At 60.6% G+C, this 25,256-nt stretch carries 26 protein-coding genes, 1 tRNA gene and 1 pseudogene; 14 read left to right on the plus strand and 14 right to left on the minus strand.

From position 1 onward, the window contains the following. The first annotated feature begins 295 nt into the window (after positions 1-295). Positions 296-499 carry a hypothetical protein gene (locus BLW80_RS18915; RefSeq protein ID WP_089268080.1) on the plus strand — a complete coding sequence of 68 codons (204 nt, stop codon included), beginning with the start codon at positions 296-298 and terminating at the stop codon, positions 497-499. Between the two features lie 141 nt (positions 500-640). On the opposite strand, the gene BLW80_RS18920 is transcribed toward BLW80_RS18915, so the two are convergent. Beyond that, positions 641-1,714: an LLM class flavin-dependent oxidoreductase gene (locus tag BLW80_RS18920; RefSeq protein WP_093759203.1), complete on the minus strand. Its 1,074-nt coding sequence runs from the start codon at positions 1,712-1,714 to the stop codon at positions 641-643. Between the two features lie 450 nt (positions 1,715-2,164). Here BLW80_RS18920 and BLW80_RS18925 point away from each other — a divergent pair, with 450 nt between their 5' ends. The 5 genes from BLW80_RS18925 to BLW80_RS18945 all read left to right on the plus strand — a co-directional run bounded on the left by BLW80_RS18925 (position 2,165) and on the right by BLW80_RS18945 (position 6,847). Then, a complete protein-coding gene (locus tag BLW80_RS18925) occupies positions 2,165-2,953 on the plus strand; it encodes an ABC transporter permease subunit (RefSeq protein ID WP_244528402.1) in 789 nt (262 codons plus the stop codon). Continuing rightward, on the plus strand, positions 2,950-3,663 hold the full coding sequence (locus BLW80_RS18930) for an ABC transporter ATP-binding protein (protein ID WP_093759204.1): 714 nt from the start codon (positions 2,950-2,952) through the stop codon (positions 3,661-3,663). Before BLW80_RS18925 ends, BLW80_RS18930 begins: the two co-directional genes overlap by 4 nt. Before the next feature lie 24 nt (positions 3,664-3,687). Continuing rightward, on the plus strand, positions 3,688-4,698 hold the full coding sequence (locus BLW80_RS18935) for an NrtA/SsuA/CpmA family ABC transporter substrate-binding protein (RefSeq protein WP_093759205.1): 1,011 nt from the start codon (positions 3,688-3,690) through the stop codon (positions 4,696-4,698). 50 nt (positions 4,699-4,748) lie between these two features. After that, positions 4,749-5,969 (plus strand): acyl-CoA dehydrogenase family protein, encoded by a 1,221-nt coding sequence (locus BLW80_RS18940; protein WP_093759206.1) that lies wholly within the window; start codon positions 4,749-4,751, stop codon positions 5,967-5,969. A 68-nt stretch (positions 5,970-6,037) separates the two neighbouring features. Further along, positions 6,038-6,847: a MetQ/NlpA family ABC transporter substrate-binding protein gene (locus BLW80_RS18945; protein ID WP_093759207.1), complete on the plus strand. Its 810-nt coding sequence runs from the start codon at positions 6,038-6,040 to the stop codon at positions 6,845-6,847. A 113-nt stretch (positions 6,848-6,960) separates the two neighbouring features. Here BLW80_RS18945 and epsC read toward each other — a convergent pair whose 3' ends face one another. Then, entirely contained in the window at positions 6,961-7,905 is a 945-nt protein-coding gene (epsC, locus tag BLW80_RS18950) for a serine O-acetyltransferase EpsC (protein WP_093759208.1), read from the minus strand. A gap of 559 nt (positions 7,906-8,464) precedes the next feature. Between epsC and BLW80_RS18955 the strand changes: the two genes are divergently transcribed. From BLW80_RS18955 to BLW80_RS18970, 4 genes are all read left to right on the plus strand, one after another. Continuing rightward, positions 8,465-8,680 (plus strand): hypothetical protein, encoded by a 216-nt coding sequence (locus BLW80_RS18955; protein WP_093759209.1) that lies wholly within the window; start codon positions 8,465-8,467, stop codon positions 8,678-8,680. Positions 8,681-8,787: 107 nt separating this feature from the next. Further along, positions 8,788-9,027, plus strand: coding sequence for a hypothetical protein (locus BLW80_RS29940; RefSeq protein ID WP_139285857.1), 240 nt, complete (start codon positions 8,788-8,790; stop codon positions 9,025-9,027). Positions 9,028-9,085: 58 nt separating this feature from the next. Next, complete coding sequence (locus BLW80_RS18965; protein WP_093759210.1) at positions 9,086-10,156, plus strand: LLM class flavin-dependent oxidoreductase; 1,071 nt, start codon at positions 9,086-9,088, stop codon at positions 10,154-10,156. 533 nt (positions 10,157-10,689) lie between these two features. Next, positions 10,690-12,261 (plus strand): CYTH and CHAD domain-containing protein, encoded by a 1,572-nt coding sequence (locus BLW80_RS18970; protein ID WP_170849732.1) that lies wholly within the window; start codon positions 10,690-10,692, stop codon positions 12,259-12,261. 141 nt (positions 12,262-12,402) lie between these two features. Here the strand turns inward: BLW80_RS18970 and BLW80_RS18975 are convergent. Beyond that, positions 12,403-12,477: transfer RNA gene (locus tag BLW80_RS18975), tRNA-Glu, on the minus strand. 131 nt (positions 12,478-12,608) lie between these two features. Then, positions 12,609-12,950, minus strand: a complete 342-nt coding sequence (locus BLW80_RS18980; RefSeq protein WP_093759212.1) for a hypothetical protein — start codon at positions 12,948-12,950, stop codon at positions 12,609-12,611. Between the two features lie 67 nt (positions 12,951-13,017). Here BLW80_RS18980 and BLW80_RS18985 point away from each other — a divergent pair, with 67 nt between their 5' ends. Further along, on the plus strand, positions 13,018-14,028 hold the full coding sequence (locus tag BLW80_RS18985) for an RluA family pseudouridine synthase (RefSeq protein ID WP_093759213.1): 1,011 nt from the start codon (positions 13,018-13,020) through the stop codon (positions 14,026-14,028). A 213-nt stretch (positions 14,029-14,241) separates the two neighbouring features. Next, complete coding sequence (rpoH, locus tag BLW80_RS18990; protein WP_089261507.1) at positions 14,242-15,141, plus strand: RNA polymerase sigma factor RpoH; 900 nt, start codon at positions 14,242-14,244, stop codon at positions 15,139-15,141. Positions 15,142-15,372: 231 nt separating this feature from the next. On the opposite strand, the gene BLW80_RS18995 is transcribed toward rpoH, so the two are convergent. Together BLW80_RS18995 and BLW80_RS19000 are read right to left on the minus strand one after the other, a co-directional pair. Further along, positions 15,373-17,022, minus strand: a complete 1,650-nt coding sequence (locus BLW80_RS18995) for a CHASE domain-containing protein (protein ID WP_089261509.1) — start codon at positions 17,020-17,022, stop codon at positions 15,373-15,375. Between the two features lie 272 nt (positions 17,023-17,294). After that, a pseudogene (locus tag BLW80_RS19000) lies at positions 17,295-17,555 on the minus strand (GTP-binding protein); the annotation flags it as partial. Positions 17,556-17,751: 196 nt separating this feature from the next. Between BLW80_RS19000 and BLW80_RS19005 the strand changes: the two are divergent. Then, the gene (locus tag BLW80_RS19005) at positions 17,752-19,140 is read left to right on the plus strand and encodes a TIR domain-containing protein (RefSeq protein WP_093759214.1); all 1,389 of its coding nucleotides are present in this window, start codon (positions 17,752-17,754) and stop codon (positions 19,138-19,140) included. On the opposite strand, the gene ureG is transcribed toward BLW80_RS19005, so the two are convergent. The 6 genes from ureG to BLW80_RS19035 all read right to left on the minus strand — a co-directional run bounded on the left by ureG (position 19,141) and on the right by BLW80_RS19035 (position 24,084). Next, positions 19,141-19,761 (minus strand): urease accessory protein UreG, encoded by a 621-nt coding sequence (gene ureG, locus BLW80_RS19010; RefSeq protein WP_093759215.1) that lies wholly within the window; start codon positions 19,759-19,761, stop codon positions 19,141-19,143. It abuts the gene before it with no gap. A 192-nt stretch (positions 19,762-19,953) separates the two neighbouring features. Further along, entirely contained in the window at positions 19,954-20,694 is a 741-nt protein-coding gene (locus BLW80_RS19015; protein ID WP_170849768.1) for an urease accessory protein UreF, read from the minus strand. Next, positions 20,681-21,346 (minus strand): urease accessory protein UreE, encoded by a 666-nt coding sequence (locus tag BLW80_RS19020; protein ID WP_170849733.1) that lies wholly within the window; start codon positions 21,344-21,346, stop codon positions 20,681-20,683. Before BLW80_RS19020 ends, BLW80_RS19015 begins: the two co-directional genes overlap by 14 nt. A gap of 17 nt (positions 21,347-21,363) precedes the next feature. Then, positions 21,364-21,663, minus strand: coding sequence for a putative quinol monooxygenase (locus tag BLW80_RS19025; RefSeq protein WP_068733944.1), 300 nt, complete (start codon positions 21,661-21,663; stop codon positions 21,364-21,366). A gap of 262 nt (positions 21,664-21,925) precedes the next feature. Further along, complete coding sequence (gene ureC, locus BLW80_RS19030) at positions 21,926-23,638, minus strand: urease subunit alpha (RefSeq protein ID WP_068733942.1); 1,713 nt, start codon at positions 23,636-23,638, stop codon at positions 21,926-21,928. Next, positions 23,629-24,084 (minus strand): endonuclease domain-containing protein, encoded by a 456-nt coding sequence (locus BLW80_RS19035; protein WP_093759948.1) that lies wholly within the window; start codon positions 24,082-24,084, stop codon positions 23,629-23,631. Before BLW80_RS19035 ends, ureC begins: the two co-directional genes overlap by 10 nt. Positions 24,085-24,298: 214 nt before the next feature. On the opposite strand from BLW80_RS19035, the gene BLW80_RS19040 reads away from it, so the two are divergent. Further along, positions 24,299-24,628, plus strand: coding sequence for a hypothetical protein (locus BLW80_RS19040; protein ID WP_093759217.1), 330 nt, complete (start codon positions 24,299-24,301; stop codon positions 24,626-24,628). A gap of 4 nt (positions 24,629-24,632) precedes the next feature. On the opposite strand, the gene BLW80_RS19045 is transcribed toward BLW80_RS19040, so the two are convergent. Next, positions 24,633-24,938, minus strand: coding sequence for an urease subunit beta (locus BLW80_RS19045; protein ID WP_093759218.1), 306 nt, complete (start codon positions 24,936-24,938; stop codon positions 24,633-24,635). Positions 24,939-24,946: 8 nt separating this feature from the next. Further along, positions 24,947-25,249: an urease subunit gamma gene (locus BLW80_RS19050; protein ID WP_068733936.1), complete on the minus strand. Its 303-nt coding sequence runs from the start codon at positions 25,247-25,249 to the stop codon at positions 24,947-24,949. Positions 25,250-25,256: the final 7 nt, after the last annotated feature.

Here is a 25,256-nt window from a genome sequence, read left to right on the forward strand (position 1 = left end):
CCCGCCGCGCCAATGGGACTTTTCAAATAAGAACGTCATTTCCCGGCAGCGTGAAAACAGATGATGTGATTTCAGCATTGATATCGATTGAAGATGTTTAATGTTGTGATCACGGCCATCGTGAACGACGTTCGGCATCGGTGTTCCCGCGCAAGCGGGACATCGCTTGCATCCGCAAGCAATTACGCCTCGTGACCGACGCTCCGAAAGAAGGATTGGAAGCCGTTCGGCCCAACTTTGGAATTCCCAAGCGCGCCGTGTGGAGCGTTAATGAGTGTCTTCAGGAGTCGAATTGATGCCACATCCGCCACGTCTCGCCGTCGCCATCGCAGGTGCTCTCGCGCTTGCGACGGCCGTCGAGACCTATCACGCCGCCCATCAGCCCAATCCTGACATGTCCCGGAATGCCGCAGCCACAGTGACGCCAGCCCAGCAACTCGATCGCGCCCTGCAGGCGCTCCGCCTCGATACAGTCAGAGACAACGCGTCAGCCATGTAGACGGAAGAAGGGACCAAGGCATGTATCTCGGAAAGATGATCGCTTTGGTACTGGGACACGCGACGTTCCTCAGCCTGTTCGTGTGGTGGTTTCGCTAAACGGGGCTCTCGCCTTCCGGCGGGACCGCCTCGCGGTGTCAACTCAACCGCGCGAGGCCTTCAGCAAAGCTGCCTTCCCCTTTACCCGTGGAAAGATTTGCTCGGCAAAGCGCTGCATCTCGCTCTCCAATGGCTGGAATTGCAGCATGAACAACTCGATGCCGGCGGCATGGAATTCGCGAATGCGCGCGGCGACCGTATCGTAGCTTCCCACCAGACCCGCAGCGGTTCCGCCATTGGTGCCCACCCGCGGCGACTTCTGCATCGTCTGCATCATCACGACCTTGGGATCGGTATTGGCACGCTGAATGGCCTTCATCGGCGCGTCCTGCGTGGCGAGCGCCAGCAGACGCTGATGTGCCTGCTCGGCTTCTGCGTCAGTCTCACGCGCGATCACGAAGGCCGACAGGCCGAAACGCAGCGGTGCGCCGGCCCGCGGTCGTGCCGCCACATTGGCGATCAGTGCTGCGACATCGGCCAGCGGCTGGCCGTTGATGAACCAAACATCGCCGTGGGACGCGACCAGTTCGCGCGCCGGCTCCGACTCGCCGCCGACATAGATCGCAGGCCGCGCGCGGTACCGGTCCTTCGGCCGCAGCGCGTAGTCTCGGACATCGAAATTTTCGCCCTTATGCGTCAGGCGTTCCCCGCCCGTCAACTGCGCAACGATCGAGATCCATTCCTTGCCATAGGCATAGCGATCGTCATGCTCGGCAAAGCCGATACCGGCCTTCTCCAGCTCGGGCTTGTTCCAGGCATTGACGAGATTGAGCGCAAAGCGGCCGTGGCTGATATTCTCGATCTGCAGTGCCATCTTGGCGAGTACGACCGGATGAAACAGATAGGGCTTGATCGCCGCAATGATCTCGATCCGGCTGGTCAGCGCAGCCAGTGCCGCTGCAGAGCTCCAGGTCTCGAGTTGATCGAGATCTTCCTGATGCGGATTGATGGTGTGCTGCGCGATCAGAGTCGAATCGTAACCTAGTGCCTCGGCCTGCAGGACCAGCTCCTTGTTACGCTCCCACGACGCATCATACGGCTCTTCAGGATCATGATGCGACGCCCGTGGCCCATGCACCGGTGCCCAGACGCCAAATCGAAGAGGATTCGTGCTCATTGTCTGCCTCATATTCACGTCGCTCTCGCTATAAGACGACCCGCACACGACAATGCAAGCACCGCCATGCACTCGTGACATCGGCGGAAAAATAGCGCGGATCGAACGAGAAACTTCTTCTTCGCATGACGCATAGCACCACAAGAAAATTCCACTGCGCTTCGGGCCGATTTAATTTCAAGGCAACACGCAGCTTCATTTTCCAAAAACAAGCACTGCAAAAGATCGTTCACCTCTCAATCGCGTCGCTCGGATATCAAACTGATCTAATATCGCATGGAGAATGGTTTCGCCGAAGAAACTGAAGACGCTGCGCTTTTCGTTGCTCTATCATCGCCGCTGAATTTCAGAACTGCAGCAATGGATGGCAGGGTGAGCAACGTCGACTACGTCATTCGCCAGGAGTATCGCGCGCCCGCAACGCCGGCACCCGCGCGCCACGCTTCCGCCATTGCGAAACCCGGCCTAAAGCCAAATCTGATCGTCCTGTCCTGGATCGCGCCAGTCGTCCTCATCGTTGTATGGGAAGCGCTGGCGCAGGCCGGTTGGCTGTCGCCGCAAGTGCTTCCTGCACCTTCGAAGGTGCTACGCACGGCGTGGAAGCTGACTCTATCCGGATCGCTGCTGAACGATCTCGGCGTCAGCCTGCTGCGTGCGGCCGCCGGCTTTGCAATCGGCGGCAGCATCGGCTTCATCCTCGGCACGCTGGTAGGCTTCTCGCGCATCGCCGAAGCATTGATCGATCGCAGCGTGCAGATGATCCGTGCGATCCCGTTCCTCGCCCTCGTCCCGCTCGTCATCGTCTGGTTCGGCGTCGGTGAGGGACAGAAGATCTTTCTGGTCTCGCTCGGTGTCGCCTTTCCGATCTATATCAACACCACGCTCGGCATTCGGCAGATCGATCCGAAGCTGATCGAGCTCGGCCGCGTGCAAGGATTGTCCACGCTGCAATTGATCCGGCGCATCATCCTGCCCGGCGCGCTGCCGTCGATCCTCACCGGTGTCCGCTATTCGCTGGCAACGGCATGGCTGGCGCTTGTGGTGGCCGAGACCGTCGGCGCGCAATCAGGCCTCGGGTTCCTCGCCATGGACGCCCGCGAATTCCTGCGCACCGATGTGATCGTGCTGACCATCGTGATCTACGCGCTGATCGGCGTTGCCGCCGACTCCATCGCCCGGCTGCTCGAACGCAAATTGCTCGCCTGGCATCCGAACTATGGCAAGGGCGCGCGATCATGAGCCCGACATCTGTGACATCTAGCGAAACCGCCGTAACCGTGAGCGGCCTGACGCGCGCCTATGGACCGCGGGTGGTGATCGACAGGCTTGATCTCCGCATCGGGCGCGGTGAATTCGTCGCCCTTCTCGGTGAGAGCGGCTGCGGCAAGACGACGTTGCTGCGCGCCCTCGCCGGCCTCGACCCGATCCAGGGCGGACATATCGATGCGCCCGGGCGACCTGCCGTGGTGTTTCAGGAACATCGCCTGCTGCCCTGGGATACGCTCTGGCAGAATGTCTCGCTCGGCCTTCCCGGCGCGGATCCGCGCAAGCGCGCCGCCGCTGCTCTGGTCGAGGTCGGACTCGGCGACCGGCTGGACGACTGGCCGCGTAATCTGTCTGGCGGACAGGCGCAGCGCGTCGCCCTCGCCCGCGCGCTGGTGCAGGAGCCCCGGCTGCTGTTGCTCGACGAGCCCTTCGCAGCGCTGGACGCGCTGACGCGAATTCGCATGCATGTGCTGGTCAAGGAGCTTGTCGCCCGCCACCAGCCCGGCGTGCTCCTCGTCACTCACGATGTCGATGAAGCAATTGCCCTCGCCGACCGAATTCTGGTGATGCGCAACGGGGTGATCGCGTCCGAGCACCGCGCCGATACTCACGGCGGGCCGGCTGCATCCCGCGATCAACTGCTTCGCGAACTCGGCGTCGCCACCAATCTCCAGGTCGCCTGATTCCACCTCACAGGAAGTTTTCTCATGTCAAAACCGTTCTTCACATCGTCACGCCGGGATTTTCTCAGTCTCGCGATGGCGGGGGTCAGCGCCTATGCCGGCATTCATCTCGCCGGCCATGACGATGCCATCGCGCAAAGCACCGGCCGAAAGACCGACAAGGTCCGTCTCACCTGGGGCTATCACGGCCTCACGCTGATCGCGAAGGAACGCGGCGAGTTTGAGAAGGCACTCGCCCAGCATGACATCAAGGTGGAATGGCTCGGCCCATTCCCGAACCACGCGCCGACCTTACAGGCGGTGACCGGTGACAGTGCTGATTTTGGCTTTGGCGGTAGCACCACGCCCGCGCTGGCGGCCATCATCGCCGGCTCGCCGCTCGTTTTCACCCAATTCGTGCTCTACGAGCCGCGCACGACGGCGATCATCGCCAAGGATGATTCCGGCATCAACAAGGTCGAGGATCTGGTCGGCAAGTCGGTCGCGGTCAACCGCTCCGGGCTTGGCGAGTTCCTGCTCATCGCCGCGCTCGAGAAGCACAAGGTCGACCGCTCCAAGGTGAAATTCGTCTATCTCAACCCACCGGACGCAGCGCCGGCACTCGCATCCGGCAAGGTGGATGCCTGGTCGATGTGGTCGCCGGGCGTCGACATCGCGCGGCTGGACTACAAGGCTCACGACGTTTTCCTTGAGGGACGCGACCTGCCGTTCCAGATCGACTTTTCCTCTTACGTGACGTCACGCAAGTTCGCGAAGGACAATCCGGCCATCGTGCGGGCGCTCAATGCGGCCTATGAGAAGGAAGCGCAGTGGGTCAACAAGAACACCACCGACGCCGAGCATCTCATCCAGAAGGTCGCGAAATATGACGACCGGATTCGAGACCAGTTCATCGAGCGCAAACGCAACTACACGCTCATCCCCGTGTCGGATAAGAAATTCGTCGGAGAACTGCAAACCGCAGCGAACTGGCTGACCGAGCGAAAGGTCCTGCCCGAGTCCGTCACCGTCTCGGATCATCTGGCCAGTCTTTAAGTTTTTATCGCCGCTCGATCCCCCCACCGGAATCGCCGAGAAAGCATCCCATGAACAAGCCCACACCGCAGCACTCGTTCGACGTGTCGCAGCCGATCCGGATCGGCTCGTCCGATCTGCAACAGTTGTTTGATCACATCGCGCAGGGCGAGGCAGGGCGCGAGCACGACCGTGTTCTGCCTTACGACATCATCGAGCTGATCCGCCGATCGCGGATCGGCGCGCTCCGCATTCCCAAGGCCGATGGTGGCGGCGGCAGTACCGTACGAGAACTGCTCACTGCAGTCATCAGGCTGGCGGAAGCCGACGCCAATGTCGCGCATATCCTGCGCAATCACTATAGCGTGGTCGAGCGCCTGCTGGCCTCGCCGCCAAGCGCGCAGAATCGCAAGTGGCGCGACGACGTCGCGGCCGGCGCCATCATTGGCCTTGCCACCACGGAGCTGGGCAGCTCGCAGGTGGGAGACATCGCTCCCGCCACCACTGTCACGCCGGATGGCGATGGCTACCGCCTGAACGGCACCAAATATTATAGCACCGGCACGCTCTACGCGGACTATGTGCTGGTGCGCGTCGCGGACGGCAATGAAGCACTCGCGACCACGATCATTCCGGTCAAGCGCGAAGGTATCGAGCTGGTCGATGACTGGGATGGTTCGGGCCAGCGCCTGACCGGAAGCGGCACCACGCATTTCCGCAACGTCCGGGTCGAAGCGGCCGAACTGATCTTCGACCAACCCAATATCGGCTACGGGGCCGCCTATCAGAACACGTTCGCGCAACTCTATCTGACAGCCATCAATGCCGGCATCGCAGCAGCCATCCTGCGTGACGCCAGTGACCTGGTCAGGCGGCGCGCGCGCAGTTTCTATTATGCGCCCACGCTTCGCCCGCGCGAGGACCCGATCCTGCAGCAGACTATTGGCCAGATCGCAAGCAATGCGTTCGCGGCAGAAGCGACCGTGCTGGCCGCGGCCGACGCGCTTGACGTATCGAGCAAGGTCCCTGATCGGGAAGATACCAAGCCGGCGCTGGATGCCGCCCTCGCATCGTCCAAAGCCAAAATAGTCGTCGACGAACTAGCTATCCGTAGTGGCAGCCTGCTGTTCGATGCCGGCGGCGCATCCGCGACCAAGAAGTCCGACAATCTTGACCGCCACTGGCGCAATGCGCGGACGCTGTCGTCGCACAACCCGGTGACCTACAAGGCGCAGGCTATCGGCGCCTATGAGGTCAACGGCACGCCGCTGCCGGCCAAGGGCTTCTTCTAGGCCATCCGGAACGCTGCGACATCGTAGCGAGCGCGGTACATTCACTTCATTCCCAACCTGGACGCATCATGAAAGCTGCATCTCGATTTCTCATTCTCTCCCTTTCAGCGCTCGCACTGTCGTTACCCGCCCTGCAGGCCAATGCCGCCGACAAGCCGCTCAAGGTCGGCGTTTCGGCAGGGCCCTATGGTGACATTCTTCGCGAGGCCGCACGGCTTTCCGAGAAAGAGGGACTAAAGGCGGAGATCATCGAGTTCAGCGACTGGAACCAGCCCAATGCAGCGCTGCAGGCAGGCGACATCGACCTCAACAACTTCCAGCACCGCTTCTATCTCGCCAATCAATCGAAGGCGCGCGGTTACAAGCTCTCCGCCCTCGATGAATCGATACTGGTGCCGGCCGGCGTCTTCTCCAAGAAATACACCAAGGCCTCCGACATTCCCGACGGGGCCAAGATCGCGATCCCCAACGATCCGACCAATGCAGCGCGCGCATTGTTGCTGTTTCAGACCGCTGGACTGCTCAAGTTGAAGACCGATGCGGGCCTCTCGGCGAGCATTCTCGATGTGACTGAAAATCCGAAGAAGCTGCAGATCGTCGAGATCGACGCGGCCCAGTTACCGCGATCTCTCGATGACGTGGCAGCCGCCTTTGTGTCATCCAACTACGCCTATCTCGCTGGCCTGGACCTCAACAAGGCGCTTGCGGCCGAGACCAGCGTCGTCGAAGCCAAGCCATATTATACCCTCGTCTTCGCCGCACGTGACGATCGCAAGGACGATCCGCAGATCAAGAAATTCATCTCGATCTATCGTTCGCAGCCGGTAAAGGATTTCATCCGCACCAAGTTCAACGGCTCGATCCTCGCCGCCTGGTAAATCTCAACGGGGGGCAGCTCGCGTGTCCTCCCTGACGCGATGTGGCATGGCCCAACCACGGGCCGCGCCTGTCGCGACAGCGGCAGCGTGCCAGCGCAACGGCTATCCAACCATCATCGCGGGCTGATCTTGCTGCGCACCGATGCCTGCGTCACGAAACTGTTGGGCGGTACGTCTTCGGTCAACCAGACATTGCCGCCGATGGTGGAGCCGCTTCCGACCACGATGCGTCCCAGAATGGTCGCGCCCGCATAGATGATGACATCGTCCTCGATGATCGGATGGCGCGCATTGCCCTTGATCGCCTTGCCCTCGTGATCGGTCGGGAAGTGCCGGGCTCCAAGCGTTACCGCCTGATAGATTCGGACGCGATCGCCAACGATGGCAGTTTCGCCGATCACCACGCCGGTGCCATGGTCGATGAAGATGCTGGCGCCAAGACGCGCGCCCGGGTGAATGTCGATTCCCGTTGCGCTATGTGCCAGCTCGGCAATCAACCGCGCCACCATCGTCGCTCCGAGATTGTAAAGCAGGTGCGCGACGCGGTGATGGATGATCGCCACCATGCCGGGATAGCCAATCAGGATTTCGGGGAAGCTCGTCGCAGCAGGATCTCCCACGAAGGCGGCCCTGAGATCGCTGACCAGCCTGCCTCGGATCTCCGGCAGCCGGGCGGCGAAGTCGCGCGTCAACGCAACGGCGTCCTCGAAATGTCGCTCGGTCGGCGCACCGTCGGAAACGAAAGTCTGCCCCCGATAGACTTGCTCGAGCAAGCCATCCAGCGCGGCGCCCAGTTTGCCTTCGACAAACGCATCGATGCTTTCGGTGCCGAAATCGGAGCGCCCGTAATGCCGGGGAAACAATGCCTCGGTGAGGCTCTTGAGCACCTCCGCGAGGACTTCGCGTGACGGCGCCCGTCTGCTCGGTCCACGCTGCCAGATATTATGGGCAACGTCGCGGGACTCGCGCAGCCCGGCAACGATCGTACCCAGGTCCCAAAGTGGCGCCGGACCGTCCCGATCTGTGTCTTGTTTGACGTCCTCGGCAACCCTCGACATCGCGGCTCCCCTGTTGCGATCTCACGCAGCTGCAACTGTGACTCATGAGCCTGGGACTAGGAATTCCAAAAGTGCAGCATTTTCGATACGTCCATGCTTCCTTCACAGGCGCCGACCTCACGTCACATGCCTTCGCTTCCGGTACGATCGCGGTCGAGCACGCGAACCGGCATGCGCGCAGCTTCCAAGGCTGTGCAAGCTGCACGGCGGAACGATTTTACCGTGATCGGATGGCTGCTGCCGTCGCCAAACAGCCGTTCATTCGCCGCACATGCCTGCGCACAGCATCGTCGTCATTGCGGTGCCGATAAATTTGGATGGTCATTTCATTGACGAACGAACGCCGACGTCGGATATTCCTCACACAGATTATGCACTTCGGAATGCCTGCAATGACCGCATATGAGACAACAGTAGTGAGCCAGTCGCGCAAGCGCGTGACCTGCCGCTGCGTGTCCGCGGCCACCGGCGCGTGTTGTTGATTCCGGCGTAACGACTCACACCGAACATCCCATCACTCATTGATAGGATCGCTGCCTCGGCGGCGAACAGAACGCGCATGTCGAATGCCTATGTCATCGAAGTCTTCAATCGCACTGCCGGAATCGTCGTCGCCGAAGAGCGCGGATTTCGTTTCTTTTCATCAGAACCTGCCTTCGACACGCTCGAAGGCGACCATTTCGGATCGGCCCGTGCAGCGGAACGCGCAGCGAAGGCACTCATAGACCAGCGAAGTCACAAGGCTAGCCAATCCCGTATCGCCACGGCTCGCTGAGTTCGAGACTGTCCTCGCCCGACCAGAACGACAATCAGCGTCGAACGAACAAAATTGCCCGGCGCAGACGGCATGGAGAATATTACTCCACGCCGGAACGCCCCGGCGTGCTGATCATCATTATTTCTGGCACGCGCTTGCGTAGACCGGATTTATCGCCTTGTTATCTGCAAATGTTGCGTTGGAGAACGATGATGCGTGAACTATCGGCGGAAGCCCGGTTGCATAGCGGTGCGCGCGCGTCGTCGAACCGCACAGCGGTGCGCCTGCACACGGCTGCCGTTTACGGCGCATTTGCGCTGATCGCAGCCATCGTGTTCGGCGCGACATCGGTGCGCCCATTTTGACAACGGCACGGGACGGTGAGCCGCACGCAAACATGCGGTCCCATCGTCAGAGGACATCATGAGCGATCGTTCGGATTTTCTTTGGTACATCCCGAATGACGTGAAGGCAGGTCACCGCGGCGATGTCGTCGATCCAAACCACAACAGCGTCGAGACGCTTGTCGACCAGGCGCAAGCGCTGGAACGTCACGGGTGGAAAGGCGCGCTGATCGGAACCGGCTGGGGAAGGCCGGACACATTCACCGTCGCGTCAGTGCTGGCGGCCCGAACGACGCGTTTCGAGCCGCTGATAGCCATCCGTCCCGGCTATTGGCAGCCGGCGCATTTTGCATCTGCCGCAGCCACACTGGATCAATTGAGCGGTGGCCGGGTTCGCATCAATATCGTCTCCGGCAAGGACAATCTGGCGGCTTACGGCGATGACGAAGCCGACTCGTCGCAGCGATATGCGCGGACCAAGGAATTCATGCGCATCGTCCGGCGGCTGTGGACCGAAGAAAACGTCACCTATTCCGGCGCACATTTTCGCGTCTCTGACTCAACCGCAGCGCCGCGCATCGTCCAGCGCGGCAGTCGCCGCCATCCGAAGCTGTATTTCGGCGGGGCGTCGGACGCGGCCGAGCATGTCGCCGCAACCGAAGCCGATGTCCAGCTCTTCTGGGGCGAACCGCTTGGCGACGTCAAACAGCGCATCGAACGGCTCAAGAGCTTAAGTCAGCGCCTCGATCGGGATCTCCCGCCCCTGGAGTTTGGTCTCAGGATCACAACGCTTGTCCGGGAGAGCTCGGCCGAGGCCTGGGCTGCGGCGGAAGCCAAGGTTGCCGACATGGCGCGGAAAGCAGGCGCGGGCTGGAACGACCACGGCCCTGCCATCGCAATCGGCCAACGGCGACTGCTCGACCTGCAGGCCCGCGGCGACGTCCTCGACGACAATCTCTATACGGCACCAGGAAAATTCGGCGCAGCCGGCGCCGGCACCACCTGGCTGGTCGGTTCGGCATCCGAAGTGGCCAGTTCGCTGCAGAAATACCGTGATCTCGGAATCAAGTATTTCATCCTGTCCGATACGCCCTATCTGGCGGAGATCGAGCGGCAAGGCAAAATACTCCTGCCTTTGCTTCGAGATTGATCGGCTTCCGCCAGAACGCTGTCCTCCCGGCGAGACAAACCAAGTCAATATCACTGCCCTTTCGCGATACTCTCTGGCGCGTAAATTTAATTGCGGCGGCCTGCCGTAAGTGATTGAATTTTCAGCAACTCGACTCAACTAATGATGGAGATACTTTCGCCAGCGAGGTTACTGTCATGCTTGCCGAGAAGTTTTTTCTGGTGCTCGAGACAATCAGAAGTCACGCCTCCGATGATAAGCCATCCAATGGTAGATCATCTCCAGTCGTGACCGGTCCCGTACCGCAGACCCCGATCAAACCGCCAAGCGAAAAGCAAACTAAGGCCGCCAGCTGAGGCAGCATTTTGCTTTTCACGAATGTGGGCGTTCGCACCATTCGAACAGCCCTGAGTCCCGCTGCTCCCAATCGATCCGGAAATTGCCGTCGTAATTTACCGCGTCATTCCATCGCCATCTTGGGCATGTCTTGCTAGTGTCATAAAATATGATGCGTGCTTCCGATGGAGTTACCATTGAACGCCCAGCAGCCAATCGTGCCCGATTCTGCTGGCGCAGCAATTGCTGTACGACCGGGTGAACAGGCGGAAATCGAACTTAAGCTGCTGGCGCCGCAAGCTATCCTCGAAAAACTGCGCGAGATCCCCGTCATTGTACAGCATGCCCGCAATCGCGGCGTGGTCCGCCGGCTGGAGACAATTTATTACGACACACCGGAGGGGGCGCTGTTTCAACGCGGCATGTCGCTGCGCGTGCGACGCAGCGGCAAGCATTTCATTCAGACATTGAAGCTTCTGCCCGACATCGGGCGGCCGTTGGCGCGACGGCAGTGGGAAACGTCGATTGACGGCATGACGCCCGATCTGGCGCGGCTTCCTGTCGCCGAGATCGGAGATCCGGTGACGACGCTTACGCTCGATGCGCTCGTGCCGGCGTTTGCGACAAGAGTTCGCCGGCATGCACGGCAGCTCGATCTGCCTGATGCGTCAGTTGAAGTCGCCTTCGACGTGGGGACTATCGAGGTCGGTACGCGTCAAGAAGTCCTGTCCGAGATCGAGCTCGAATTGAAGAGCGGCAACGCTGGCGCGCTGTTTGATCTTGGAACGCAGTTGCTCGATGCCGCGCCGCTGCAGGTCGGCACACGGAGCAAGGCGGAACGCGGCTATGCGCTGGCGTTCGACGTCGTGCAACCGGCGGTGAAAGCCGAGCCCGTCAACATCACTGCCGAGCACGCGGTTGACGATGTCATTGCGCTGCTGGGGGGCGCCTGCTGGCATCATCTCCTGCGCAATCATGCGGTGGCAAAGGAAGGATCCGACCCCGAAGGCGTGCACCAGATGCGCATCGCTCTGCGCCGTTTGCGCACGATCTGTGCGCTGTTCCGGCGCGAGATCCCATCGCCCTCGTTCGAGGCGATCAATAGCGAAGCGAGGTGGCTGATGCGACAGCTCGGCCAAACCCGCGATTGGGACGTTTTCGCCACCACGACCATTTCTCGCGTGGCGACGACCACGCCGGAGGTCGACTTCGGCGGCTTGCGCGAGGCAATCGAGCGGCAGCGCAAGTCGAGCTATGGCAGCCTGCAGGCGGTTCTCGACGATCCGCGCTACAGCCGTTTTCTGCTTTCGCTCGGGCACTGGGTCGAGCGCCGCAGCTGGCGCAACGATATCGACAGCGATGCGCTGGCTGTCCTGTCGCAGCCGATGCCGGCGCTCGCCGACAAAATTCTGGCGCGACAGCAGCGGAAGGTGCGCAAGCGTGGCACGCACTTCCGGCAGCTCGACACCGCTGCACGGCACAGTCTCAGGATCCAGCTCAAGAGGCTGCGCTATGCGGCCGAGTTCTTCTTGCCACTTTACGCCGGCCATGCGCCCGCCAAGCGCTACGTGGCTCGGCTCGCCAGGCTCCAGAAGAATCTGGGACGCGTCTGCGACATCGCAAGTATCCGCGGATTGCTCGGTTCCGTCAGGCAGGACGATCAGGCCGCGCTTCACCTCGCCATCGGCACGATCACCGGCTGGCAGGCCCGCGATGAAATGGCGGCCACGAAAACGCTGCGCAAGAAATGGCGGCGCTTCAAGGCGACGCCGGCATTCTGGGGCCGGTAAAGTCGTCGCGCTTATCTACGGACGTGACAGCGCGCACCTAAAATTGTGTGACAAACGGTGATTTTCGACCGAAACCAGACCCGCAGCAGTCAACGCCGCCGCTGTCCGGATTCGCGATTTATCTCTGAATTAGCTGAAAAATGGCGCTCCGTAAGGGAATCGAACCCTTATTTTAGCCTTGAGAGGGCCATGTCCTAACCGTTAGACGAACGGAGCGTGCGCGGGAGGGGATAGCCGGGAATGGCGGTGGCTGCAAGATGCTGCCGCCCCCTCGCGCACTTATATGGTTATGGTTCGCAGGCGAACCCTTGGGGTTTTGGCGAGCCCTTGGGGTTCGCAAACGAACCTCAGGGCTCGCTGGCGAATTTCAGCGTTCCCGCGGGTTTCAGGCTCTTGGCGTCGAAAGTGCGGATTTCGGTGCTGCCGCCGACGTCCAGCGTCAGCACGATCCGGTCGCCGGCTACCCCCGTGGAGAGGATTTTGGCGCCTTTCGGCAGGGTCGCAGTCGTCGTGGACGTGACAGTGCTTCCATCCGTGCGGAAAAGGCGGTAGCCGATCACGACGAGCAGCGCGCCGACGCCCAGGGCGGTGGTCAGGCCCGCGATCAGCATCATGCGGCGGACGCGCGCGATCATGGCGGCCTGTTCAAGGGTCGGTTCGGGCGCGCTATCGGCGGCGGGCTGGGTCATGCAAGCACTCGTCTCTTAATTCACGGCTCTCGAAGCAACACGCTTCTGTCAGGTAAGGCTTTACGGAATGAACGATCAACGGCTGGATGTCACGGTGCAGGGCGACGAAGGCTCGACCCGGCTCGATCGCGTGCTCGCCGTGCGCAGCCCGGCTTTGTCGCGGTCGCGGCTGAAGGCGTTGATCCTCGCCGGCCAGGTGACGATCACCCGGTCTTCGCAAGCCCCCACCCCCGTGCGCGACCCCGCTTATCATGTCGCTGCCGGCGATACGATCACAATCGACGTGCCGCCTGCCATCGCGCCGGAGCCCGAAGGCGAGGATATCGCCCTCGATATCGTGTTCGAGGACGAGGACATCATCGTCATCAACAAGCCCAAGGGCCTCGTCGTGCATCCCGCCGCCGGCCACGAGACCGGCACGCTGGTGAATGCTCTGATCGCCCATTGCGGCGCGTCTTTGTCGGGGATCGGCGGCGTCAAGCGGCCGGGCATCGTGCACCGGCTGGACAAGGACACCACCGGATTGATGGTGGTCGCCAAGAACGACGCCGCCCACGCGTCGCTGACGGCGCAATTCGCCGATCACGGCCGCACCAACGAGATGCGGCGCGGCTATATGGCCTTTGCCTGGGGTATCCCAAACCGGCCGCGCGGCACGGTGGAAGCGCCGATCGACCGGCATCCCCATGCCCGCGAGAAAATGGCCGTCCGCGAAGGCGGCCGCGATGCCGTCACCCACTGGGAAGTGCTGCAGGAATTCCCCGACCGCCACGGCAAGCCGATCGCCACCCTGCTGGCCTGCCAGCTCGAGACTGGCCGGACGCACCAGATCCGCGTGCATCTGGCGCATATTCAGCATCCGCTGATGGGGGATTCGGTCTATGGCTCGCATTTCAAGACCAAGGCGTCGTCGCTGGGCGTGAAGAGCCGCGCCGCGCTGGAAGCGCTCGACCGGCAGGCGCTTCACGCCTATTTGCTGGCTCTGGAGCACCCTCGCACGGGCGAGATTCTGGAGTGGACCAGCGAGCTTCCTCACGATTTGGCGGTTCTGAGAGCCCATATGGCCGTGCCAGAATGACGCAGATGCATATAAAAAAGTAAGCCTTTCCAAACGCTTATATTGGCCCCACGGGAACGTGACAGGGAATTCACTTTCAATACGCTTGTAGTAGGGTGTATGTTGCACCTGCGTCAAATGAGACGCGGAACATCGCAGCCAGGGCGGCTTTAACAAAGCGCTCGCTGCCTGGCCCGCCGCTATCGGGGGTCTGAACCACTGGAGGGCATCATAATGGCCCGTACAGCTACCCTTCCGGTTCTTAATGGAGAATCCGGCCTCTCGCATTACCTCGCCGAGATCCGCAAGTTTCCGATGTTGGAACCTCAGCAGGAATATATGTTTGCCAAGCGTTGGCGCGAGCACGACGATCGCGACGCGGCACATCACCTTGTGACCAGCCATCTGCGACTCGTCGCCAAGATCGCCATGGGCTATCGCGGCTACGGTCTGCCGATCTCCGAAGTTGTCTCGGAAGGCAACGTCGGTCTGATGCAGGCTGTGAAACGCTTCGAGCCGGAGAAAGGCTTCCGCCTGGCCACCTACGCCATGTGGTGGATCAAGGCCTCGATTCAAGAGTACATCCTGCGTTCGTGGTCGCTCGTGAAGATGGGCACCACCGCGAACCAGAAGAAGCTGTTCTTCAACCTGCGTAAGGCGAAGAGCAAGATTTCCGCCCTGGACGAAGGCGATCTTCGCCCCGACCAGGTCAAGCTGATCGCCACGCGTCTCGGCGTGACGGAACAGGACGTGATCGACATGAACCGCCGCCTCGGTGGCGACGCGTCGCTCAACGCACCGATCCGTGACGACGGCGAAGCCGGCGAATGGCAGGACTGGCTGGTCGATAACTCGCCCAATCAGGAAACCATCATGGCGGAACACGAGGAGTTCGATCATCGCCGTCAGGCGCTGAACGGCGCCATCGGTGTCCTCAACCCGCGCGAACGGCGCATCTTCGAGGCCCGTCGCCTCGCCGATGAACCGATGACGCTGGAAGATCTCGCCTCGGAGTTCGGCGTCTCGCGCGAGCGTGTCCGTCAGATCGAAGTCCGCGCCTTTGAAAAGGTGCAGACCGCGGTCAAGGGCACCATCGCCAAGGCGGAAGCTGCCGCTCTGGAAGCTGCGCACTAACAGGCGCAGCGGATACAACGAATACGAAAGCCGGCGGAAACGCCGGCTTTTTTGTTGGGTGAATGGAAGCTAGAGCATGATCCCGAAAAGTGGATACCGGCTTTCGCCGACAAACGAGATCGTTTGTCGAGAGATCATGCTCCGATAAAGAACATTGTTCCGACGCCCCGTGGCGCACGCGTCCCCGCAAACCAGGTGAGGGACATCGCTTCGATTGGCAGAGGGGGTCAATTATCTGATCGGCTTCGCCAGCGCTTCTGTCCGGTCGCGCTCGGTCATGTCGATCACCGTTTCGACGGGTGCCGTCAGTTCATAGACGTAGGACACGTCGGTGAAGTAGCGCTTCGCCGTACCACCCAGCGCTTCCGGCGCCACGCGATCGAGTAGCACCAGACCGAAATCGCTGTCCGGCCGCCGCGTTGCTTCGCTGGTGTTGAACTCTTCCCAGCGGAAATTGAACAGCCCATCCGGCTCACTGCCCGTGATCTCCCAATGCGCAACGATATGCGGATGTTTACCCACCAGCGACAGGCCCTCGTCGGAATGCGAGGCCAGTTCAAAGAACAGCAGCGACAGGCTCTGCGCGGCGCGCGCGCTGACAATGATATCCGGACCTTCCAGTGCGATACGGTCGGCATGCGGGATCGCTCGCGCCTCGAACAGGCCCTTGAGCTGCACGCCCTGCCACTGGCTCTCGCTCAGCAGCGACACAACATTCGACATCGCGTGAATACGGCCGATCAGGAGATCGCGCGCGTTGTCCACATCGGAGCCGTGGCGCAGCGTGCGTGTCACGATGGACTGGATCACCGCCAAAATGTTTTTCACGCGATGATTGAGCTCGTCGATGACGGCGGTCAGGCGACGTTCGAAGCCGATGCGGATCTCCACCTCGCGCCGCAGCCGCAGATTGGCGTAGGAGACATAGCCAAACAGCCCGCAAACAATGGCCGTCAGCGCGAGGCCGAACCCGCCGACAATGATGGCGGTGCGCTGCGCGCGCAGCTCGGTATTGACCTTCGGATAATAGCCCAGCGACCAGTCACGCCCGCCGAACGAAACCGTGCGCAGGACTGCCAGCGCAGGACCATTCGCCACCAGCGGGCGCGCCGTTACCCTGCCATCGTCATCGGCGACGATTTCGCCATCAGCGACGCGCGGATCTTTCAGTGCCACCGAGAACAATGACATCTCGTCATTGGCCAGCATCAACGGCCCAAGTTCATAGGAGAACGACACGAAGCCGGCCGGCGCGGGATCACCTTCGGGCACAACTGGCGTCACCAGTACCAATCCCAGCGGTCCATCGGGCTGCTGCAGCGGCGTGGGGCTGGAGGCGACCGGCTTGCCCTCGTTCACGGCGCGCACCAGCGTTGGACCTGTGACGGGAGAGAAATTCAGAGCGCGACCGGCGAAGCCTTCGGTGACGGAATTGCGCGGCTCCACATCCATCAGCACGTCGAGCGGCTGCCCCAGCGCCCTGGCATCGAGGCGATCGTCGTTGTAGCTGCGGATCGTAGGATTGCGGTAGCCGGCACTGGCCAGCTCCGCGCTGGCGGCCGCGAATTCGTTCGGCTGCAGGCGAGCGATCCAGGCGGCAATCGCGAAATCGGTCTTGAAGGCGTAGATCGAGGCCCGCAGCGGCTGCAGCATGTTGGCCTTCATGACCGTCGGCGCACGAAACAGCCCGGCTGCGACGCGCGCCAGCAATTCGCGCTCGGTCAAACGCTCCTGCACCAGGCTGGCATGGATATCCACGGCCCGGCCCAGCGCGATATTCTCGATCGCCAGCTCCTGGTCATGCACGCGATAGGCCGCAAGGCCGGAGAGCAGAGCTCCGACCAGTGCCAGTAATGCGATGATGAAACCAAGCCGGACCACACGGATACTCGGGAAATTAGGACGTTGCTGCCGGGTCAGCGGCTCAGGAGTATGCCAATCACGCTGGAAGGAATTGGTTCCAGCCTTCTGGAAATAACTCCGGACCGGGACAAATCTAGAGAAACAGGCTTAACGAAATGACCGAACGCGCAATGCGCGTCGGGGTGCCAGACGGCTCGCCGTTATAGCCAACGAGATATGCGGGGCTCAAGTCCAGGCATCAGATCCAAGTCTCAGGTCCAAGCCTCAAACTCAGGTCCTCAACTCCGGCGTTAAGCCACCGCTTTCGCCTTGAGCCCACCCTTCGTCTCAATGAATGAGATAATCCGGTCGAGGCCGTCCTGGGTCTTCATATTGGTCATCACGAACGGCCGTGACCCGCGCATCCGCCTGGCATCCACTCTATCTTTTTCAGCGAGGCTCCGACATCGGGCGCAAGGTCGATCTTGTTGATCACGAGCGGGTCCGAGCGCCTGATGCCCGGCCCCCTTGAAGGGGCCCTTGTCGCCGGCCGTAACGTCGATGACGTAGATGACGTAGGTGAGCATGCAAGCAAAGGGCAGATAAAACGCCTCTCTCCTATCAGTCATCGAGGCAATCAACCTGCGAGTTGCCCAGGGTCTTCCGACGCCGGTCCGTCTTGGATCAGCGAACTTTCGATATGGCTTGCCGTTTTTCGCACCCCATGCTCACTTATCAATCTGTGATTGTGGGAGAATGACTCGCTAAATGTCCGAGAATGTCTTTATCGCATGGGGCAAAAACGAAGGTTTGGCCCAAGCCGTAGCAAAACGCCTGCAGGATTTTGGATACTCACCCGTAGTCGGGGGCGTACAACGCGGGAAATCCCCATCGTCGTTCTTCATAAATGCAAATGTTCTGACGCAAATGAACGGGGCATCGGCGGCGATCATTCTGGCGCAGAAAATTTTCGATTCAAAGGGGCAGCCAACTAATGAATTTCGACCAAACCTGATGTTCGAATGGGGCTATTTGCAGCACCGTCTCAGAGCCGATGCCATCCATGTATTCCTGATAAATATTGAACGCGAAGAATTACCCGGCGACCTTCTTAACGCCTACACCCAGAAGGTGACCCTGCGTAATCCAGCCAACGCTTCACCAGCCGCGGTGACGGCTCTGGCCAATCAGATCGCCGCGATATTTCAAAAGAACATCATCGAAATCGATTTTGACGGCCTTGAAATAATCAAGAACTACGACGTCTACCGCAGCGCGCTTTGGGAAATGTCAGAAGGAAACCAAGCCTTCAATCCACGAGAGGCGGGTTACTATGTGCTCCACCTGCTGCAACCGGCTTTTTATCGGAACGACCTGAAATTCATTCGCGACTTCATGAGCTTTTACGATCAGAAAGTCAGCGGCCCTCTTTCAAATCTTACAATTCTTGTCGGCGAAATACTGAATTATTACGACCTGACCGACAACCTCACAAAACTCAAAATTGATCGAAACATCAAGAAGACGAGCGAATACCGACAGTTGAACAATATCGTGGACTCCCTGACGTCCATCCGCGGGTCGAAGGATAGAATATTCAATATTTTCGACGTGCTTCTCGAGGATTTTATCGGCCTGACGAATCTTCGATTGTTTCTTCTGGGCAAGAACCAAAATCACCTGGACGACGCTATAACTGCATTTCAGGCAGCGCTCGTTGAATGCTCTCAGTTCAAGTCCGCATTCCAGGCCAATACCGGCTTTATCCGCCACCTCTGGGAGGCTTATATCGAGCGCAATCTCGCAAGAGCATATTTTTTGAAGGGCAAGAAGCGAGAGGCCTTACAGCTTCAAAAATCCTCAAACAAAAAACGAATACAAATACGATCGCGGCTTAAAACAAACGGCGTATCGTATCTTGCAAATCAAATTGAACTTGAGATCGGGCTCTCAAATTTCGACGAAGCAATGCAGGCTGGTCCGACTGCTGCGCGGCTCACCGCTTTAACGGAAGAATATCTTGTACCCTTTAAACCACGTGGAGCAGATCGAGTCTGGGAACGTCTGCACGCCGCGATATCCTCTGTCGCATTACAGCGGAAATATAAGGATCTGAACGTCCAGTTGGCCAAGCTTCATAAGGCTTCACGCAGCTAGCTATCTGGCTTTCAGGCCGCCTTTCGTCTCAATGAATGAGATAATCCGGTCGAGGCCGTCCTGGGTCTTCATGTTGGTCATCACGAACGGCCGTGACCCGCGCATCCGTTTGGCGTCGACGTCCATCTTCTCGAGCGAAGCCCCGACATAGGGCGCCAGATCGATCTTGTTGATCACCAGCAGGTCCGAGCGCGTGATGCCCGGCCCCCCCTTGGAGGGGATCTTGTCGCCAGCCGCAACGTCGATAACGTAAATAGTGATATCGGCCAGTTCCGGCGAGAAGGTCGCCGCGAGGTTGTCACCGCCGGATTCGATCAGCACCATGTCGAGATCGGGAAACTTGACGCGCATGTCAGCAACGGCGGCGAGGTTCATCGAGGCGTCCTCGCGGATCGCCGTATGCGGACAGCCGCCGGTTTCGACGCCAGCAATGCGATCCGCTGTCAGCGAACCCGAGCGCACCAGATATTCGGCATCCCACTTCGTGTAGATGTCATTGGTGATCGCCGCGATGTCGTAGCGCTCGCGCATGGTCTTGCACAGCAGATCCATCAGCGCGGTCTTGCCGGAGCCGACGGGACCGCCAATACCGACGCGGAGCGGACCGTGAAAACTGGACATGTCAGGGGTGCTTTCGGTTGAGGATGAAGCGACGGCCCTCATCCTGAGGAGCGGCGGCTTCGCCGCGTCTCGAAGGATGCGCCAAGCAACTCATGGTTCGAGACACGCGCCAAACGGCTCGCTCCTCCAGCCTGAACGCGATTGCGTTCAGGCGACCATGAGGGGTCTGGTGTATGATTTGGGTTAGAGCCGTCATGACCTGAACAGCCGCGTATACTGCGTCTCGTGACGCATGCTGGCGATATCAGAGCGAAATGTCGCGCCACCGAGATCGTCGAGGGATGCGGCCATAGCGCGATGGCCTGTGGTCACGACGACGGGCTCCAGCGCTGCAAGTACGCGCTGGCTGTCGGTCTGACCGAGCGGCACCAGCCGCGCGCCAGCGGAAATCCAGTTCGAGACCACCGCGTGGAAAAAACCATGCATGGTTGCCGACAGCGGCACGCCATGGGCGGCGCTCACAAGTCCGACGGCAACGGGATAGACGATCGGGCTGTCGCATATCGCGATCAGCCGCTCCATACCCTCATGCGACCAGGCATTGCGCGCGATCTCGATGAAGGCCTTGCCTTGCGTGGTGGTCTCCAGCTGACGTTCCCTTGATGGCACGAAGGCGCTGGCGAGTTCGGCAACCTCGCGCAATGCCTTGTCGTCGCCGTCAGATGCCGCGCGGTGCACATGAGCGAGAAACACGCCATCGCAAAACCCTGCGCCATCGGACAGCATCGCCGACAACCAGTCCTGCAGGCTGGCAGCATCGGTGATGTCGCCTGCTTCCACCGCCCATTCGATACCGCTGGAATAGGAAAACGCGCCGACCGGAAAAGCCGGCGACAGCCAAGTCATCAGCCGGTACAGCGCAGCGCCTTCGTCGGCAGACAAGGCGGGAGAGTCGTTCGGCGGGCTGTCGTCCGCCGCTTTATTTGCGGTCATGAGCATGAGAATGACCGTGGTGGTCGTGCTTGCTGTCGTGATCATGATGATGATCGTGATCGTGACCGCAATGCTCGTCATGGACATGCTGGTCATGGCCATGACCGGCATGACCGTGCGCGTCATGCCTGTGGCCATGGTGGTCGTGCCCATGATCGTCGTGACTGTGTCCATGATCGTGATGAGCATGATCATGATGTCCATGACCTGCCGGCTCATGCGCAGCGGCATAGGCGCCGCCTTCGGGATCGAACGGTGCTTCGATCTCGATGACCTTGGCGCCAAGACCCTTCACCATCTCCTCGATGACATGATCGCTGCGGATGCGCAGGCCCTTGGCCATGATCTGCGTCGGCAGATGGCGATTGCCGAGATGCCATGCGAGCCGCACCAGATGGCCGGGATCGGTACCACGGATCTCGATCAGTGGCTCCGGCGCTGCGACCACCTCGATCAGGCGGCCGTCTTCCAGTACCAAAGCGTCGCCGCCCCGCAGGGCGACGGCGTTTTCGAGATCGAGCAGGAATTCCAGTCCGCGCGTCCCCGTCATCGCCATGCGGCGACGATGACGATCGTCGAAGTCGAGAACGACGGTGTCTACCGCCGCCTCTTTCCAGTTGTATTGGCCTTTGACCTCAGTCGCGCGGATCATGGAATCTCTCGTTTGGTTTAACGCACCACGACGTCAGCCGGGGTGATGATTTCGATCTTCGGAGGCGCGCTGAAGCATTTCACCGCGACGCGGCCGAAAGTCTTCATATGTTCCTGCGTTCGGTGCGGCACCAGTGCCTCGGCATTCTCCCACTGCTCGACGAACACCATGCGGGTCGGATCAGTGACGCTCTCGTGCAGATCATAGGCGATATTACCCGCTTCCTTGCGGGTCTCGGCGATACAAGCCTTGGCAGCTTCGATCAGTTCGGCGCGGGCTTCGGGTTTCACGGACAAAGTGGCAACGACGTAGATCAAGGGGAGTCCTCCCGGTTTGTTGTTGTGGCTAAGAATGCCGGGACGGACATTAGGGGGGAATGCGAGGGGGAGGAAGGGGGGCACCTTTCATCTCACCGCCTCTACTCGTCATTCCGGGGCGCGTCGAAGGCGCAGCCAGCGACGCGAGCCCGGAATCCCGACATGGTGAAGCGCCGTCGTGCCCCAGCGCGAGATTCCGGGTTCGCCGACCGTCGCCTGCGGCGCCGGTTCGGCGCCCCGGAATGACGAGCGATAGCGCACCTCAATACATAAAGTACCTCTGCGCCATCGGCAGGACTTCGGCCGGCTCGCAGGTCAAAAGTTCGCCATCCGCCCTCACCTCATAGGTCTCCGAATCCACCTCGATCTTCGGCGTCGCGCCATTATGAATCATGCTCTTCTTCGAGATGCCATCGCGGACATTTTCCACCGCATAGAGCGACTTCTGAATGCCGAGCTTCTTGGCGAGACCGCCGGCCACCGCCGCACCGGATGTGAACACCACCGACGACTGGGTCAGCGCGCGGCCGAAGGCGCCGAACATCGGCTGGTAGTGCACCGGCTGCGGCGTGGGAATGGACGCGTTCGGATCGCCCATTGGCGCCGCGACGATCGAGCCGCCCTTGATCACCAGATCCGGCTTGACGCCAAAGAACGCCGGCGACCACAGCACCAGATCCGCCATCTTGCCCTTCTCCACCGAGCCGATCAGCTTCGAGACACCATGGGCGATCGCCGGATTGATCGTGTATTTCGCGATGTAGCGCTTGACGCGGAAATTGTCGTTGTTGCCCTTGTCTTCCTTCAGCGACCCGCGCTGCTTCTTCATCTTGTCGGCAGTTTGCCACGTCCGGATGATCACCTCGCCGAGCCGGCCCATGGCCTGACTGTCCGACGACATCATCGAGAGCGCGCCGAGATCGTGCAGGATGTCCTCGGCAGCGATCGTCTCCTTGCGGATGCGGCTTTCGGCAAATGCCAGATCTTCCGCAATCGACGGATCGAGATGGTGGCAGACCATCAGCATGTCCAGATGCTCATCGATGGTGTTGCGCGTGAATGGCCGTGTCGGATTGGTCGATGACGGCAGCACGTTCTTGAGGCCCGCGACCTTGATGATATCGGGCGCATGGCCACCGCCGGCACCTTCGGTATGGAAGGCGTGGATGGTGCGGCCCTTGAAGGCCTTGATCGTGTCCTCGACGAAGCCGGACTCGTTCAGCGTGTCGGAGTGCAGCATCACCTGCACGTCGTAGTCGTCGGCGACGCTGAGGCAGTTGTCGATCGCGGCGGGCGTGGTGCCCCAGTCCTCGTGCAGCTTCAGCGCACAGGCGCCGGCATTGATCATTTCCACCAGCGGCGCGGGCTTCGAGGCATTGCCCTTGCCGGAAATGCCGAGATTGACCGGGAACGCATCGAAGGACTGGATCATCCGCGCAATGTGCCATGGACCAGGCGTACAGGTCGTCGCGAAGGTGCCGTGCGACGGGCCGGTGCCGCCCCCTAACATCGACGTGACACCGGACATCAGCGCGTGTTCGATCTGCTGCGGGCAGATGAAATGGATATGGCTGTCGAAGCCGCCGGCGGTGAGGATCTTGCCCTCGCCCGCGATGACATCGGTGCCGGGACCGACATTGATGGTCACGCCCGGCTGGATATCGGGATTACCGGCCTTGCCGATGGCGTGGACCATGCCGCCCTTGAGCGCCACATCGGCCTTCACGATGCCCCAGTGATCGACGATCAGCACGTTGGTAATGACGGTATCGACCGCGCCCTGCGCGCGTGTCGCCTGCGACTGCCCCATGCCGTCGCGGATCACCTTGCCGCCGCCGAACTTCACTTCTTCGCCGTAGATGGTGAAGTCCTTCTCCACCTCGATGATCAGATCGGTGTCGGCGAGCCGCACGCGATCGCCGGTGGTGGGGCCGAACATGTCGGCATAGACGGAGCGTTTGATTTTCACGGGCATGTTTTCGCTCCATTGGCCGGAGTGCTCCCTCCCCCCCGCGCGAAGTGAAGCTTCGCTGGGCGGGGGAGGGTCAGGGAGGGGGGTGTGCCACAGGTCGCGGCCTCGCCGATCGCGAGGACAACACCTTCGAGATTCTTCATGACATCGTCATTGCTGAAACGAAGGACGCGATAGCCACGCGCGGCAAACCAAGCGTCGCGGCGCGCGTCGTGCGCGATGCGCTCTACAAAATCATGGCTTTCACCATCGACTTCGACAATGAGCTTGCTCGCATGGGAAACGAAATCAGCAATGTAAACACCCATCGGGGCTTGTCGACGAAAACCCAAATTTGCCAGACGATGTGCCTTTAGCTGTCGCCACAGCAAGGTCTCGGCGCGAGTCATTACGCGCCGCAGTTCCTTGGCGCGACCGCGCTGAAACTCGCCGACCTCGTTATGTGGCATACCCCCCTCCCCGCCCCTCCCCCGCAAGGGGGGAGGGAGCACTACGGCCGTCACATTCCCAACAATCACAACTTCACCATTACGTCGCTGCGGAATCCATAGACGGTACGCTTGCCTGCGCCTTTGTTCATTGACGGCGTGACCCGCGACTTCCATAGCTTCGCGCACCCCAACAAGGCGCGCGGCGTCGGGATCTGAAGCGGAGACCGATATCGTGAGATGGAAGAACGTCTATCCATTTGCTGCGGCATGCCTGCTGTTCGCGCTGACGTTCTGGCTATACATGACCCGCGTGATGTGGCTCGGATTTCCGGATGGCTTCATTGCCGAACTGGACGCCGCTGAAGCGATCCTCGTCACCTGGTTCAACTGGTTCAGCATCGCTCTGGGCATCTGGTTCGTGATCCTTGGCATCCGATCGTTCCGTGACGATGTCGGACGTTGGTCATTGTACAGCTGTCTTCTGTTCGTCTCGGTCGTCCTGATATCGCTGGCCATCGATCGATACTTCCGCTCGTTCATGATGGACAGCGCCGGCGGCTAGGCGCTCAGAGCTTCCCCATCACATCGCCGCGGAAGCCGTAAACCGTGCGTTTGCCGGAGAGTTCGACCAACTGCACATCGCGGGTCTGGCCGGGCTCAAAGCGCACGGCCGTGCCGGCGGCGATGTCGAGACGCATGCCGCGGGCTTTCTTGCGATCGAATTTCAGCGCCGGATTGGTCTCGAAGAAATGATAGTGCGAACCGACCTGGATCGGCCGGTCGCCGGAATTCGCCACAGTCAATGTCACGGTCTTGCGGCCGGCATTGAGCTCGATCTCGCCGTCCTGGATGAAGAGTTCGCCGGGGATCATGTGGGGCCTCAACGAATGGGTTCGTGAACGGTGACGAGCTTCGTCCCGTCAGGGAATGTCGCTTCCACCTGAATGTCGTGGATCATCTCGGCGATCCCATCCATGCATTGCGCGCGGGTGATGACCTCGGCGCCGGATTTCATCAGCTCGGCAACGGTGCGGCCGTCGCGCGCGCCCTCGACGATGAAATCGGAGATGATGGCGATGGCTTCGGGATGGTTGAGCTTGACGCCGCGTTCCAGCCGGCGGCGCGCCACGATGGCGGCCATCGAGATCAGGAGCTTGTCTTTTTCGCGGGGGGAGAGATTCATGCGAACA

This window comes from Tardiphaga sp. OK245 (assembly GCF_900108575.1).
Taxonomy (GTDB): Bacteria; Pseudomonadota; Alphaproteobacteria; order Rhizobiales; family Xanthobacteraceae; genus Tardiphaga; species Tardiphaga robiniae.